This is a genomic window from Sphingobium sp. JS3065 (genome assembly GCF_026427355.1).
GTDB lineage: Bacteria > Pseudomonadota > Alphaproteobacteria > Sphingomonadales > Sphingomonadaceae > Sphingobium.
The window spans coordinates 26,851-41,430 of record NZ_CP102665.1 but is presented as its reverse complement, the minus strand read 5'-3'; the positions used below and the strand labels follow the sequence as shown (position 1 = coordinate 41,430).

Below are 14,580 nucleotides of genomic sequence, written 5' to 3'. Positions count from 1 at the left end.
GCCGCAGCACAAGGACGAGCGGATCAAACCACGGAAGCGTCATGGAAGATTCGATTGATCTCGATGCCCTGCGAACCTCAGTAGCCGAGATATTGGCTGAAGAGTGCGATCGCGAAACTGTATTGCGTCATGTCGCGGAGAGCAGCGGCCCGCTTCTGCCGCTCTGGGAAAAGGTCAGCGAACTGGGCTGGCTGATGCTCGCAATTCCCGAAGAGCATGGCGGGCTTGGCCTCGGCACGGCAGCGCTGGTTCCGCTCTATGAGGAACTGGGGCGCGTCGCCGCGCCGCTACCCTTCCTGGTGTCGATGCTCGCCGCGGACAGCATCCTGCAGGCGGCGTCCGATGCGCAAAAGGCGCAGTGGCTGCCCCGCATCGCTTCGGGCGAGATCGCGACCCTGTCCCTGCCCTCTGCCCGCGCGCCCGAACTGCGCATCCGCCATGACGGTGACGCGGTCATCCTGACCGGCATCGCCGACGAACTGATCGACGCCGACAGCGCCGCGCTCATCCTTCTGCTGGCGCGGGACGAGGACGGCTCGCTGCATCGCGTCGTGCTGGAGAAGGGGGACGACGCGCCGCTGGAAACCAGCGCGCTGTGGGATCATGGCCACCGAGTTTCGACCCTGCGCGCCGATGCGCTCCGCCTGCCTGCGGCGCGAGCCTTCGCCACGACGGACGAGGCGGAGGCGGCGCTGCTCGCCCATGCCGCGCTTGGCCTTGCCGCCGAAGCGGTCGGCGGATCGGAAGGCATACTCGACATCACCATCGACTATATGAAGACGCGCGAGCAGTTCGGCCGACCGATCGGCTCCTTCCAGGCGCTCAAGCACCGCGTCGCGGACCACCGAACGCAGGCGTTCGCCGCGCGCCATCTGGTCGAGGCGGCGGGCGCCATGCTCTCCGGCGAAGATGCTGACTGGGCGCGCGAGGCGAGCGCGGCCAAGGCACTCGCCTGCCGCGCCTTTGCCGAAATCGCCCGTGACTGCATCCAGCTCCACGGCGGCATCGGCTTCACTGCCGAACAGGCGTGCCACCTCTACCTCAAGCGCGCCAACCTCAACGCCCTGCTGTTCGGCGACGAGGCGGCGCATCTTGCGATCGCCACGCGCGCCCTGTTTTCCCGCGAGTCCGTCTGATGACCTCTCCTCTCGATCATGTCGCCGACCTCGATCAGTTCCGCGCCGCGCTGCGCCAGTGGTTGCCGGGCGCGATCCCGCGCGACTGGCGCAGGCGCGCGCAGGAAGAGGGCGAGGAAGGCTATCTCGAAACGCAGCGCGAATGGTACAAGTCGCTGTCGTCCACCGGGCTGGCATCGGCCCACTGGCCGGCCGCCTGGGGCGGTTGCGACCTGCCACTCCAGCACCAGATCGCCTATTTCGAGGAGATGCTGGCAGCCGATGCGCCGATGACCGACCTCTATACGGTTTCGCTCTATCACATGGCCGCGACCCTCTTCACCCACGGCACCCAGGATCAGCGAGAGCGCTATCTGGAAGGCGCGCGCTCGGGCGGCGTCGTCTGGTGCCAGGGCTTTTCGGAGCCGGGCGCGGGGTCTGACCTCGCTTCCCTGCGGACGCGCGCGGTGCGCAAGGGCGACAGCTACATCATCAACGGGCAGAAGATATGGTCTTCCTACGGGCAATGGGCCGATTATTGCCTGCTGCTCGCGCGCACCGATCCGGAAGCAAAGCGCAAGCATGACGGCATTTCCTTCTTCATCGTCGATATGAAGACGCCGGGCGTGACGGTGCGCCCGATCCGCCAGATCACAGGCGACGCCGAATTCTGCGAAATCTTCTTCGACGATGTCGAGATACCGGCGGAAAACCTCATCGGCGCGGAAAATAGCGGCTGGAACATCGCCCAGTCGACGCTGACGACCGAGCGTGGTCTGCTGACCTATGAATTTGTCGAGCGGCTGGTGCACAGCTATGACGAGGATGCCCGCGCAGGCCGCGACAACTGGCTGCGCGACCCGGTGAAGGCACAGCAATTTGCGGCCTTCTACCCCCGCATCCGCGCGCTGCGGCACATGGTGGCCAAGCTGCTCGACGTGCTCGCGCGCCAGCCGCATGGCGGCCACGATCTGGCGACCTATATCAAGCTTTACTGGGGTCCGTTGCTTCAGGACTATACGGGCTTCATGTCACGGGTGCAGGGCGTCGCCAGGCTGGTCGAAACCAAGCCGCTGCGCGGCGCCGGACCGACGACCGGCATGCATTATTATGATTTCCTGTGGAGCTTTTCCTGGACAATTGCAGGCGGCAGCAACGAAGTCATGCGCAATGTGATTTCCGAAAGGCTGCTGGGCCTGCCGCGCTGATCAGCGGCTGACGATCACGCGAAACAAGACACTGCCCGCCGGTCACCCCGGCGGGCAGTGTCTTTTCTGCTTCAGGCGCCGAGCGGCTGAGGATTTTTCCGCACGTTCCGGTTGAACGCGACCAGAAAGACGACCGCGACGGCCAGCATCCCCAGCGCTGCCGGGAACAGGACCGTGTAGGATCCGGTCAGTTCGCGCACCTGCGCTGCGATCGTCGGCGCAAGGCCGAAGCACAGGCCGGAAATGCCCACCAGCGTGCCGAAGATCGAGGCGTAGGCGCTCATCGCAAAATGGCGGCTGGCCAATAGAGCGATCGCGCTGGTCGTCCCGCCCAGACCAAAGCCCAGCGCGACCGCGATAACGATCGCGCTGATAAAACTCCCCTGGCCAAGCCATGCGGCAACGCTGGCCAGTGCGAGCGACGCGACCATCCCTCCTAGAACGATGGACGGGGCAATCCGGTCAAGCAGCAAGCCGCCGAGCAAACGGCCGACGATCACACCGACACCAAGGGTCGAAACCGCCAGCGCCGCCGTTCGGGGTTCGATGCCCCCTTCCTGCAGGATCGGGAACAGGTGGATCATGAAGGCGCCTTCGACCGCCGCCATCAGGATGGTGAACAGCGCAAGCAGGCAGAAGCGGGCGCTGCGCATCGACTGCCCCGCCCCTTGCTTCGCCGCCGTGGGCGCCGCCGCCTTGCGCGTCGCGGCGGCTGGAAAGCAATCGTCCCGGGCGAACCAGGCCCAGGCCACGGGCAGGTAGATGAACAGGGACAGCGCGGCGAACAGGCAATAGACGGCGCGCCAGCCCCATGCCTCCATGATCGAAAGCGCGACCATCGGCACGGCCATGAAGGAAAGGCCGCTGCCCGAAAGGACGATCGAGAGGGCAAGACCCCGCTGCCGGTCGAACAGGCTGGCAACCCCTGTCGTCCACACGATCGGGCCAGCCGCAGCGGACAGGACACCGAAGACGACGGATGCCGCGATCCATGTCCAGGCATCGCCGCCAGCCAAGGCAAAGCCAAAGAAACCGAAAGCGGACAGCGTTACGCTCGCCAACGCCACCGATCGCGCGCCCCACCGCACGATCATCCGCCCCGCCAACGGCGCGAGCAGGAGCGCCAGGGCCGTGATGATGGTGACGCTGGCAGCGACCGTCGTCCGCGACCAGTCGAAGGAAAGCGTCAGCGGCGCCAGCACGATACCCAGGGCGGAGGGCGGCAGCGACGACATCGAAGCGCCCAACGTGCCGCTGACCACGGTCTTCCATCCCCGCGCCCATTCGCTCCGGCTGGTGGGAGGAGTTTCTCTCATACTATGCACAGGTCATCCTCTCTTTTGTGCGCTACGCGGAAAGCGGGGCTTCTGCGGCCCCTTGCTTCGCACCGGAAATATCTTGATCGGCTCGCATGCCGCGCCGATCAGGTCTGGTTTCGCTTCTGCGCATCAATCAACGATTGCACGATGCGGCCATGGTCCGGACCTTGCGTTTGATCGAACTGAAGGTCCATTTGCCGCCGCAGCACCGTTTCCATCAGCGCTTGGGACTGCATGTTGAAAAGCTGCTTCGACCCTGTCAGGGCAGATCGGGGCTGCGCCACGATCTTGCCGGCCATGGCCAGCGCCTCGTCCATCAACGCATCGAGCGGCACCGCCTTGTTGGCGAGCCCGCAGCCAACGGCCTCCGCCGCGTAGATGCGATCACCGGTGAAGGCCAGTTCCTTCGCCTTGTGCATCGACATGAGGAAAGGCCAGGTCACCGAAATCCCATCGCCGATGACCAGTCCGACATTGGCGTGCGGTTCAGAGATGAACGCTGTGTCGGCCATGATCACAATGTCGGAAAGCGCCAGCAGGGTCGCGCCAAAGCCCACCGCGGCGCCGTTGACGGCCGCGATCACCGGCACGGGCACATCCAGCATGGCGCTGACGAACGCACGTCCGTTGTCGATCGTCTGCCGGGCGACTTGCGGGTCCGTGGCTGTCGCAACGAAATGCTTGAAGTCGCCGCCCGCGCTGAACGCCCTGCCCGCGCCGGTCAGGATGACCGCACTCACGCTCTCATCCTGCCCCAGATCCTGCATCAACTCCGTCAGCCGGAACAACAGCGCGGTCGATGCCGCATTGCGGTCCGCCGGCCGGTTCATCGTGATAATCCGGATCGCTCCACGATCCTCGATCAGCAGTTCGTCGTCGGTCATGCTCTCTCCGCAACGCCGGCGCCATTTGCCGGCAGTGGCTGCAGGCTACGGCACGGGTGATGACGATGTCCAATCGGAGAATGTCTCATCACCATGACGATCAAAGTGCGATCGCAATGTTTTGCGTTCATGCAGCTCACCGCGAATGCTTGGCCGCGATCGCATCCGTGATCGCGACAGAGGGGCTTTGGCCTTCCCCGCGCGCCATGGCATGGCGCCCTACTATCGATGAGACAGCCCCCCCCCTTACAGGAGATCATTATGGGTGATTTCGTAACGTTCGAGCAGCAGGGCAAGGTTGCCATCCTGACATTGAACCGGCCCGACAAGCTCAATGCCATCGGCGAGCCACAGGAGTGCTTCGACCTGATCGACGCGCTGGGCCGTATCGCGGACAACCGGGAGATCAGCGTGGCGATCCTGACGGGATCGGGCCGCGCCTTCAGCGCGGGCGGCAATTTGCAGGGGATGAAGGACCGCAACGGGATTGGCCCCCTCGAACATCCCGCCTCGACGCGGACCAATTACCGTTCCGCCATCCAGAAGGTGCCGCGCGCCTTTCGCGATGTGGAGGTTCCGATCATCGCGGCGGTCAACGGCCATGCGATCGGCGTGGGCAACGACATCGCCTGCCTGTGCGACATCCGGATCGCCAGCACAAAGGCACGCTTCGCCGCCAGCTTCATCAAGATGGGCCTGGTGCCCGGCGATGGCGGCGCCTGGCTGCTGCAGCGCACCGTCGGCTTTTCGAAGGCGGCCGAGATGATTTATACCGGCGACGTTCTTTCCGCGGAGCAGGCGCTGGCGTGCGGCCTCGTTTCCCGCGTCGTCGAACCCGAACAATTGATGGAGCAGGCGCTGGAACTCGCCGGCAGGATCGCCGCCAATCCGGCCCGGTCGCTGCGCATGGCCAAGCGCCTGATGCTGACCGGACAGGATTCGACCCTGGATGCCGCGCTCGAAATGGCGGCGGCTATGCAGGCCATCGCCCATGAAACGGCCGACCATGCCGAGGCGGTCGATGCTTTCCTTGAAAAACGCGACCCGAACTTCACTGGCCGATAAGCAGCGCTCTGGCTGGACCGTTCGACGACGGTTCAGTTACCCTTTCAGTTCGATGGCATAACGATAGCGGTCGGGATGATAGCGGACATTGGCGAGTTCAATCGGCCGATCACCCGCGAAATAGGTGCGCTGAACATGCAGGATCGGCGTTTTGGCATCAATATGGAGGTGCGTCGCGGCTTCCTCGCCCGCATGCCCCGGCTCGATCGTCTGCTCCGCGCGAGTGACGCGGGCCTTGGCGACCCGCTCCACCAGGCGAATGACCGGCATATGGCCATCCAGTTCCTCACCCGGCAGCTTGCTGCCGATGTCGAGGGGCAACCAAATCTCATAATAAGCCACCGGCATATCGTCGAGCAGGCCGATGGTGCGCAACAATGTCGCTGACTCATGCGGCCCAAGCTCAAGCTGCTTGCGAATGGCACTGGAGGGCGCCGCCTCCGTCAATCCCAGATTGGCGGTGTGAAGAGAACCGGCCTTGGCAAGGAACTCCGTCAGCGATCCGGTCAACTGGCTATTGATGCCCAGCCGGTTTTCCAGCACGAACGAACCAAGGCCGCGTCGCCGCTCGATCAGACCCTGCCGCTGCAAGCCCTCCAGCGCGCGCCGGACAGTGATCCGGCTGACCTTATATTCCTTGCAGATCTGGTCTTCGGTCGGCAACGGAACGCCCGGAGCGAATTCATCAGCGGCAATACGCGACCGCAGATGCTTCTCCAACTGGTAATAGAGCGGTACAGGCCCATGTTCGAGCGCATCTTCAACGAATGGATTATCGAACATCAAACCCTGCACAGGTGAACTTTCCGCAGACAGGCCGCCTTGCATAGAGCCAACCGTCTTCATGGCAAGGATCGAACCTGCAATCTGACGGCGTCATAGCACAATATTTCTGCTTTATACATTTGCGCCGCCTCCTCCATAAAGGCCGGCCGCCCCATCGCAGATGCGATGGGGCCTGCCTTTTGATAATGGTCCGCGGGGCAGGCTCGTTCCAGACAAGCCATGCCCGGCCGTCGATCAGGCGACGGGCTTGCCGTCCCAATCCTGCTTGTCGGTTGCACGCTGTTCCAGCAAGCGGGCTGGTTTCCACCGGGAGCCATAGGCGGCGTGGTTCGCCCGGACGATTTCCAGCACCTTGTCGAGACCGCGCTGCTGTGCCCAGAACATCGGCCCGCCGCGATATTTGGGGAAGCCGTAGCCGTACACATAGGTCACATCAATGTCGCTGGCGCGCTGGGCGATCCCTTCCTCCAGAATCTTCGCACCTTCGTTGACCATGGCCGCCAAAATCCGATCGACGATCTCGTCATCCGTGAAGGCGCGCCGCTCAATGCCCTTCTCGACCGCGATCTCGGCCAGCATCGCCTCGATCTCCGGGTCCGGCGACGCGTCGCGGCCTTCATATTTATAATAGCCCGCTCCCGACTTCTGGCCAAAGCGGTCCGCCTCGACGATGCGGTCCCACAGGCGGTGCGGATAGTTAGCCGAGTTGCGATCCTCGGTCCCCGCTGCGATGCGCGCCTGACGCATGCGATAACCCACGTCGAGGCCGGACATGTCGCGCATCAGATACAGGCCCATGGGGAAGCCGAAGCTCTTGAGCGCATTGTCGACCTGCGGCGGCGTCGCGCCGGCCTCCAGCAGGATGTCGGCTTCGGTGCCGTAGATCCGCAGGATGCGGTTGCCGATGAACCCCTCGCAATTGCCGGCCAACACCGGAACCTTGCCGATCTGCTTGGCGAAGTTCATGGCCGTCGCGATCGTGACATCCGACGCCAGATCGCCGCGCACCACTTCGCACAGCTTCATGACGTTGGCGGGCGAGAAGAAGTGCGTGCCGATGACGTCGCCCGGCCGGTTGGTCGCGCGCGCAATCTCGTCGACGCTCAATGCCGAGGTGTTCGACGCCAATATGGCGCCCGGCTTGGCAACCTGATCCAGCTTGCCGAAAATCTCGCGCTTGATCCCCATGTCCTCGAACACCGCCTCGATCACGATGTCGCAATCGGCAAGGTCGGCATAATCGAGCGTCGGCGTGATCAACCCGACCGCCTTGTCAACCTGCGCCTGGCTGCGCGAACCGCGCTTGACGGAGATGTCGTAATTGGCCTTCACCTTGCCGAGACCCGCGTCCAGCGCTTCCTGCTTGGCTTCCAGCAGGACGACGGGCAGACCCGCATTGACGCAGCTCATGGCGATCCCGCCGCCCATGGTGCCGGCGCCGATCACGCCGACGCGGGCGATGGCCTTGGGCTTGGCATCGGGCGAGATGCCGTCAACCTTCGCGGACTGACGCTCGGCGAAGAAAAGGTGAACCTGCGCGGCGCGGCTCGGCGCTTCCAGGCAGGTCTGGAATGCATCCTTTTCAAATGCCAGCCCCTCGCGCGGAGACAGGGTGCAGGCCGCCTGGATGCATTCGACGATCTTGAACGGGGCCACCATGCCGGTCCAGCCCTTGGCGTTCTTCTGGCGGACGGCATCGAAGATGGCGGGATCGACATTCGCGACCTTGTCGGTGCGTTCGATCAGCTTGGGATAGGGTCCGCCCTCTTGCGCCTTCTGACGGGCAAAGGCGATCGCCGCGTCCGTGACCGGGCCGTCGGCGACCTCGTCAACCAGACCCAGTTCCAGCGCCTTGGCCGCGCTGATATGCTTGCCGCTGAGGATCAGGTCCAGCGCCACGTTCGGTCCCGCCACGCGCGTCAGCCGCTGCGTGCCGCCAGCGCCAGGCAACAAGCCCAGATTGACTTCCGGCAGGCCGACCTTGGCACGGCTGGCCGCGACGCGGAAGGGGGCAGCCAGCGCAAGTTCCAGCCCGCCGCCCAGGGCATGGCCATCAATGGCGCAGACCACCGGCTTGGCGCTGTCCTCCAGCATTTGCTGGATGCCGTGCAGGTCGGGGCCGACCTTGGGCTTGCCGAATTCGCGGATGTCTGCGCCTGCCACGAACCGGTCATTGGCGCCCACCAGCACGATCGCCTTGACCGCGGGATCGGCCTGCGCCTGCTCCAGCCGCCTGACCAGGCCTTCGCGCATCGGCGCGCCCAGCGCATTGACGGGCGGGAAGTCGATCGTCAGCAGGGCGACATCGTCGCGAACATCGTAGCGGACAGCGTCTTCTGGTGAGATGGACATGATGGAGCTTTCCCTTAAGCGATCGAAATTAATGACCCTGCCCTGCCAAAGTCGCTCATTATTGTCATCCAGGTGTTATCCAACGACCCTATCCAGCGGCAATCAATCACAATAGCGATACACCATTGCTATTAGCGTTGTTTAACACAAGGGTTAGGGAGCGGTCGGACAACGCAGCATCTGAGCATAGTTTCCGTCACGAACAACAAGTATTCGCATACCCGGAACCGTATATTCGATGAACCGGGAAAAATCTTCGCGCCTGCCGGAATCCAGCACGCGGATATAGGTATTTTCATCCACGGACAGGGTCACTTCGCCGATCTTCTGATCTTCGGCCACGACAGTCAAAGACGTCGGCGTGACGGCCTTTACAACGGCGCCGAAAGCCTTGGGGTTGCGCGCTGACTGGACGCGCGTGTCCAGCGTGATGCGCAACCTGTCGGACGTGTTCGGCGTCCCCGCATGAGGTGAACAGTGGTGGACGACGAGCACGTCGCCAGCCTTGTAATCGGTGGTGGCCCAACTGTCCGGATCAATCAATCCCTCCGCCACCGGGAACTGCCGGGGCTTGGCGAGATTGTGGTAATAGCCCCGCTTGTGCTGGCCCACCGCGACCATCAACCCGCCGACTTCGCGCGGGCAATCGACCAGGGCAGTCCAGACCGGGCGATAGCCCTCGATGCCGGGGCTGTAGAAGCCGTCCTGGTGCACCGGGGTGATCGGGCCATTTGGCGGATAGAGGCGATATTGCACCAGCGGCACCATCGCGGCCGGTTCGCCCAGCACCTTGGCCAGGAATTCCTGATTACTCGGATCCTCGATCAACCGACGCGAAATGCCGGCAAACTCATCGCCATCTTCGGAGAAATTCTCAAGCGGCTTGCCGTTCCAGCGCCCGATCGGGTCGCCCTTGTCGATCACGCCATAATGGTCGGCGGCAATCGCCAGCATTTCCGCGCGGGCGCGCGCCACCGACTCGGGGCTGAGCGCGTTACGGAAGAAGAGATAGCCATTCTCGTCATAAAAGGCGTTCAGCGCGTCATGATCATCCAGCAGCGCGGTGCAGTCTTGAAATTCCTTGCTCGGAATGCAGTCGCGGGCGTCGAGGTCGCGGACATCCGGGAGATTCACGGCAGATATTTTCATTTTGTGTTTCCTTTTCGGAACACCGCTTCCGTCATTGCAGAGTCGGTCATGCGTTTCAGTCTAGGGGATGCCGGGCCGGCGCAGAAGGCGGTGGCCCAGTAATTTCGTCACTCAGAGTGATCACCTCTCGCCATCAATCCCAGGCCGCGGGGAAAGTGCGGACCACGAAGAAATTGACGGCGTCGAAATGATCGACCGGTCCCGTCAGCCGCAGCTTGGGCAGGCGCTCGATCATGATTTCCAACGCGATCTTCGCCTCCATGCGTGCGGTCCATGCGCCGGGGCAGAAATGCGCGCCGCCGCCAAAGGACAAATGCGGCGCCGTCTGCGACGGACGACGGTCGAGGCGGAAGCTGTCCGGATCTTCATAGACGGACGGGTCGCGATTGGCGCTGAGGGTGGAATAAAGCACCCGCGCATGGGCCGGAAGCGATCCGCCGTTCACGGGACAGCCTTGCGTGGTTTCGCGAAACATGCCGATCGCGGGCGGGTCAAAGCGCAGCGATTCGTCGATCGCGGCGTTGAGCAGCGAGGGGTTGTCCCGCACCTGCTGCATCAACTCGGGCTTTTCGAGCAGGCGATAGAGCAGGTTCAGCACCAGCGCGCCGGTCGTGTCGACCCCACCAACAAAAAAGCCGCGGATCGTGCGCTGAAGCATCGGCTCGCTCAGATATTCGCCCTTATATTTCTGCGTCATGAGCACAGAGAGCAGCGTGTCGGGCAGAACCGTGCCCACATGCTCCGGCGCGGGTTCGGTGACGCTCGCATCGCGCAGCCGCTGCCGGTTCTTCTCGATCTGCTCGGCGAAGAACACATACATCTCGTCGATGACGCGCTTCTGTTCGGTCGGATTCTCGATCATCGACGTCAGGAACATGTCGGTCCAGCGGCGATAATCCTCGACCCGGTCTTCCGGAAAGCCCAGCGCGATGGCGGTGACGCGGGCCGGCAGCGGCTTGCCGACCAGCTGCTGCAGGTCACCCGAGCCGAGCGGCAGCATGGCATCCACCAGATCATTGGCGACGCGGCGGCAATCATCCGCCCACCGCTTCACGCCCTTGGGCGACATATAGCTGGTGTAGAGCATGCGGAACGAACTGAAGTCAGGCGGATCCTGGTTGAGCGCGATCCCCTCCTCCATGCGCACCATCTGATTGCCCCAATGTTTGGAGAACCGTTCATGGTCGTTCAGGAGGGTCCGAACATTTTCATACCCCATCAGCAGGAAATGCTCCTGCTCCGCGGCTTCGACTTTCGCGACCGGGCATTCATTGCGCAGCTCATTATAGAAGGCTGCCCTGTCGCCAAGCGCCTCGGGCGTCTTCATGTCGATGACTTTCACTCAACCTTCTCCTGTTCTGCTGCTGCTCATCCCCTTTCCTCGCGGAAATGAGCTGCCATCGCCCGGTCGGCAACAGCCAGTTACCAAGGGACATGGGTTCGGACCGGCGATATTCGTCAGGATCGTCGGCAATGCCCTGATGTTCGCTGCCGCAAGGCAATCGGCTATTTGCCCGCCCTTCGGCTTCGCGTCCGAACGATCCATATTTCGTGGATACACGCGAAAACTGCAACAACCGTCATCACGCAGCGCATCGCCAATGCGATACCTATGGCCGGGGCCGGGTGCCGATGACGCCCAAGCGCACCCGACCGCCCCGAATGGCGCGCTTTTCAGCCTCATCGCAAATGCGATTACGCCCCGAAGTTTCCGGCCGGACTTGCCACAGCCGCCTGGAACGAGAATGTGCAATAGACCCAAGATCAAAACAGCCGCGCGGAGTATCGCTCATGTCGGAAAATTTCCTGGTCGACGAACCTGTTGAGGGCGTCCGGCGAGTCACGATCAATCGGCCCGATTCGATGAATGCCTTCACCTTCCCGATGTATCGGGAACTGCTGGATATGCTGGAGGCCATCAAATATGATCCGCGCGTGCGCGTCGTCATCCTCACCGCTACGGGCCGCGGCTTCTGCACCGGGCATGATCTGCGCGCCGGCGGTAGCCCCGACTGGGTGCCCGATTATGTCGGCAAGGCCTATGCCTCACGCTACGCCATGAGCGTCATCAGCGCGATTCCGGTCGCACTGCGCAATCTGCCGCAGCCGGTGATCTGCGGCGTCAATGGAACGGTGGCCGGAATGGCGCTGGCCTTTCCGCTCGCCTGCGACATCACGATCGCGGGCAGTTCGGCGAAGTTCGTCAACGCGATCCACAACGCCGGGACCGGCGCGGAACTGGGCCTGAGCTATATGCTGCCCCGTGTCGTGGGCGCACAACGCGCCGCCGAGCTGCTGCTCACCGCGCGCCCCGTCTTGGCCGACGAAGCGGAGCGGATCGGTCTGGTGCTCAAGACCGTGCCCGACGAGGAATTGCAGGATGCTTGCATCAAGCTGGCCGAAAATATGGTCGTCAATGTGCCCATGGGCCTGTGGGTGACCAAGCAGTCGCTCTGGGCGAACCAGAATGCCGGCAGCCTGGAACAGGCGATCGAGTTCGAGAGCCGGGGCGTGTTCGTGGCGCAGTCCATGGAAGACAAGACCGAAAAGCAGAAGGCCTTCTTCGAGAAGCGCGCGCCCCAGTTCACATATAAGTAAAGGACCCGATATGGCTTTTGAAAATATCCTTTACGAGGTGAAGGACGGCATTGCGACGATCACGCTGAACCGTCCGGAAATCTTCAATGCGATGGGCAATGCGATGATGCACGAGATCATCGACGCATTCGACCTGAGCGACGGCGACGACAATGTCCGCGTCGTTGTCATCACCGGCGCGGGCAAGGGCTTCTGCGGCGGCGCGGACCTGTCGAAGGGCGCGGCCGTGTTCGACAAGGACAACAACGGATCGGCGACCAAAACGGTCAGTGCCCGCCGTGACGACGGCAGCTTCGACTATAGTTCCGAAGCCGCGCGCGATGGAGGCGGCAGGCTCGCCCTGCGCATCTTCGCCAGCCTGAAGCCGGTCATCGGCGCCATCAACGGCGCCGGGGTGGGCATCGGCGCCTCCATGCTGCTGCCGATGGACATCCGCATCGCCAGCGAAAAGGCGCGGCTGGGCTTCGTCTATGCCCGGCGCGGGATCGTCTTTGAGTGCTGCTCCAGCTGGTTTCTGCCGCGCATCGTCGGCATCGCCAAGGCGCTGGAGCTGAGCTTCAGCGGCCGCGTGCTGGGCGCTGCGGAACTCAAGGACGCAGGCCTCGTCAGCCAGGTCGTCGCGCCCGAAGAGCTGCTGCCCACCACCTATGCGGTCGCGCGGGAAATCGCCGACAACACGGCGCCGGTTTCGGTCGCGCTGATGCGGCAGATGGCCTGGCGCTCGCTGGGCATGAGCCATCCGATGGAAGCGCACCGGATCGAAAGCCGGGGCATCTGCACCCGTGGCGCCTCGCCCGATGCGAAGGAAGGCATCACCTCCTTCCTGGAAAAGCGCCTGCCCGAATTTGCGGGCAAGGTGTCGACCGACATGCCCAATTACTTCCCCTGGTGGGAAGAGCCGCAATACTCCTGAACTCTGGGAACAGCTTATGCAGACCGCAGTCACCGAACTTTTCGGCATCCAACATCCGATCCTCAACGCCGGCATGGGCCGTGTGGCGCTCCCCGAAATGGTGGCTGCGGTCTGCAATGCCGGCGGCCTTGGCGTGCTGGGCGCAGGCTCCAGCCCGCCGGAACAGACGCGCGAGATGATCCGCGAAATCCGTTCGCGCACCAACAAGCCCTTTGGAGCCAACACGCCGCTGGCCCTGCCGAACGGGTTGGAAAATGCGAAGGTCTGCCTTGAGGAGCAAATCCCCGTCATCAACTATTCGATGGGGCGGGGCGACTGGATCTGCAAGGCCGCGCACGCCTATGGCGGAAAAGTGATGGCGTCGGTCGCGGACCAGAATCTGGCGCTCAAGGCGCAGCAGCATGGGTGCGACGCGGTGATCGCGGCCGGCTATGAAGCCGCGGGCCATTCCGGCGCGGTCACCACCTTCGCGCTTATTCCCCGCCTGGCCGAACTGCTGGACATTCCGGTCATCGCGGCGGGCGGCATTTCCACCGGGGCCAGCATGATCGCGGCGCTCGCGCTGGGCGCTGGCGGCGTTTCCATGGGCACGCGCTTCTGGACGACGAAGGAAGGCCCGATGCACCAGGGCTGGAAGGAAAAGGCGCTGGAGCTGGACGTTTCCGATACGCTCTATTCCGCCAAGTTTGACGGCATTCCCTGCCGCCAGATGGACGTGCCCGGCGCCCGCAAGATGATGGACGCGCGCATGTTCAACGTCTTCAGCGTGTTCCAGCATTCCTTCCAGATCGCCAGGGAGCTGGAGATTCCGTGGACGCGCCTCGTCATCGACACGATGAAAAAGGGTCCGAAGGAGATCGAGGGCATGATGCGCATGTCGCAGATGCTGAAGTCGCATAGCCACACGCTGGTCAGCGGCGACACCAGCAAGGGCTTCACGACTGTTGGCATGTCGGTCGGCATGGTCCACGACATACCGACCATTGCGGAATTGATGGACCGCATCATCGCCGAGGCGCAGGAATGCCAGGCCAACCTCGCCCGCAACGTGCTGGGCTGATTCGGGGGATAGAGCGATTTCCAGTCAGATGGCATCATCTGACGTTTAAGAAATCGCGGTAAAACAAAGGAATAGAGCGGTCGATCTGATTCAATTAGATCGAAAACCGCTCTATGACCCGGTACCGCGCG

12 protein-coding genes are annotated in these 14,580 nt (G+C 63.1%); 6 read left to right on the top strand and 6 right to left on the bottom strand.

The window, feature by feature from the left end:
* Positions 1 to 41: 41 nt before the first annotated feature.
* On the top strand, positions 42 to 1,136 hold the full coding sequence (locus NUH86_RS17645; RefSeq protein ID WP_267252630.1) for an acyl-CoA dehydrogenase family protein: 1,095 nt from the start codon (positions 42 to 44) through the stop codon (positions 1,134 to 1,136).
* Entirely contained in the window at positions 1,136 to 2,323 is a 1,188-nt protein-coding gene (locus tag NUH86_RS17640; RefSeq protein WP_267252629.1) for an acyl-CoA dehydrogenase family protein, read from the top strand. The genes NUH86_RS17645 and NUH86_RS17640 overlap by 1 nt, the downstream gene beginning before the upstream one ends.
* 71 nt (positions 2,324 to 2,394) lie before the next feature.
* Here the strand turns inward: NUH86_RS17640 and NUH86_RS17635 are convergent, their stop codons facing one another.
* Positions 2,395 to 3,639, bottom strand: coding sequence for an MFS transporter (locus NUH86_RS17635; RefSeq protein WP_267252628.1), 1,245 nt, complete (start codon positions 3,637 to 3,639; stop codon positions 2,395 to 2,397).
* 107 nt (positions 3,640 to 3,746) lie between these two features.
* Complete coding sequence (locus NUH86_RS17630; protein WP_267252627.1) at positions 3,747 to 4,526, bottom strand: enoyl-CoA hydratase/isomerase family protein; 780 nt, start codon at positions 4,524 to 4,526, stop codon at positions 3,747 to 3,749.
* Between the two features lie 261 nt (positions 4,527 to 4,787).
* Between NUH86_RS17630 and NUH86_RS17625 the strand changes: the two genes are divergently transcribed.
* Positions 4,788 to 5,591, top strand: coding sequence for a crotonase/enoyl-CoA hydratase family protein (locus NUH86_RS17625; RefSeq protein WP_267252626.1), 804 nt, complete (start codon positions 4,788 to 4,790; stop codon positions 5,589 to 5,591).
* 36 nt (positions 5,592 to 5,627) lie between these two features.
* On the opposite strand, the gene NUH86_RS17620 is transcribed toward NUH86_RS17625, so the two are convergent.
* From NUH86_RS17620 to NUH86_RS17605, 4 genes are all read right to left on the bottom strand, one after another.
* Positions 5,628 to 6,374, bottom strand: a complete 747-nt coding sequence (locus tag NUH86_RS17620; RefSeq protein ID WP_267252625.1) for a GntR family transcriptional regulator — start codon at positions 6,372 to 6,374, stop codon at positions 5,628 to 5,630.
* 237 nt (positions 6,375 to 6,611) lie between these two features.
* Entirely contained in the window at positions 6,612 to 8,729 is a 2,118-nt protein-coding gene (locus tag NUH86_RS17615; RefSeq protein ID WP_267252624.1) for a 3-hydroxyacyl-CoA dehydrogenase NAD-binding domain-containing protein, read from the bottom strand.
* A 153-nt stretch (positions 8,730 to 8,882) separates the two neighbouring features.
* Entirely contained in the window at positions 8,883 to 9,878 is a 996-nt protein-coding gene (locus NUH86_RS17610) for a phytanoyl-CoA dioxygenase family protein (RefSeq protein WP_267252623.1), read from the bottom strand.
* A 133-nt stretch (positions 9,879 to 10,011) separates the two neighbouring features.
* Entirely contained in the window at positions 10,012 to 11,220 is a 1,209-nt protein-coding gene (locus NUH86_RS17605) for a cytochrome P450 (RefSeq protein ID WP_267252622.1), read from the bottom strand.
* 449 nt (positions 11,221 to 11,669) lie between these two features.
* Here NUH86_RS17605 and NUH86_RS17600 point away from each other — a divergent pair, with 449 nt between their 5' ends.
* From NUH86_RS17600 to NUH86_RS17590, 3 genes are read left to right on the top strand one after another with little or no spacing between them, the layout of a single operon-like run.
* Positions 11,670 to 12,476: an enoyl-CoA hydratase-related protein gene (locus NUH86_RS17600; protein WP_267252621.1), complete on the top strand. Its 807-nt coding sequence runs from the start codon at positions 11,670 to 11,672 to the stop codon at positions 12,474 to 12,476.
* 10 nt (positions 12,477 to 12,486) lie between these two features.
* A complete protein-coding gene (locus tag NUH86_RS17595; RefSeq protein WP_267252620.1) occupies positions 12,487 to 13,389 on the top strand; it encodes a crotonase/enoyl-CoA hydratase family protein in 903 nt (300 codons plus the stop codon).
* Between the two features lie 16 nt (positions 13,390 to 13,405).
* A complete protein-coding gene (locus NUH86_RS17590; protein WP_267252619.1) occupies positions 13,406 to 14,449 on the top strand; it encodes an NAD(P)H-dependent flavin oxidoreductase in 1,044 nt (347 codons plus the stop codon).
* The last annotated feature ends 131 nt before the right edge of the window (positions 14,450 to 14,580 follow it).

Coding starts and splice junctions, on each gene's coding strand:
- NUH86_RS17630 (WP_267252627.1), bottom strand. CDS start 4,526: ATGACCGACGACGAACTGCTGATCGAGGATCGTGGAGCGATCCGGATT.
- NUH86_RS17625 (WP_267252626.1), top strand. CDS start 4,788: ATGGGTGATTTCGTAACGTTCGAGCAGCAGGGCAAGGTTGCCATCCTG.
- NUH86_RS17595 (WP_267252620.1), top strand. CDS start 12,487: ATGGCTTTTGAAAATATCCTTTACGAGGTGAAGGACGGCATTGCGACG.
- NUH86_RS17610 (WP_267252623.1), bottom strand. CDS start 9,878: ATGAAAATATCTGCCGTGAATCTCCCGGATGTCCGCGACCTCGACGCC.
- NUH86_RS17600 (WP_267252621.1), top strand. CDS start 11,670: ATGTCGGAAAATTTCCTGGTCGACGAACCTGTTGAGGGCGTCCGGCGA.
- NUH86_RS17620 (WP_267252625.1), bottom strand. CDS start 6,374: ATGTTCGATAATCCATTCGTTGAAGATGCGCTCGAACATGGGCCTGTA.
- NUH86_RS17640 (WP_267252629.1), top strand. CDS start 1,136: ATGACCTCTCCTCTCGATCATGTCGCCGACCTCGATCAGTTCCGCGCC.
- NUH86_RS17645 (WP_267252630.1), top strand. CDS start 42: ATGGAAGATTCGATTGATCTCGATGCCCTGCGAACCTCAGTAGCCGAG.
- NUH86_RS17615 (WP_267252624.1), bottom strand. CDS start 8,729: ATGTCCATCTCACCAGAAGACGCTGTCCGCTACGATGTTCGCGACGAT.
- NUH86_RS17635 (WP_267252628.1), bottom strand. CDS start 3,639: ATGAGAGAAACTCCTCCCACCAGCCGGAGCGAATGGGCGCGGGGATGG.
- NUH86_RS17590 (WP_267252619.1), top strand. CDS start 13,406: ATGCAGACCGCAGTCACCGAACTTTTCGGCATCCAACATCCGATCCTC.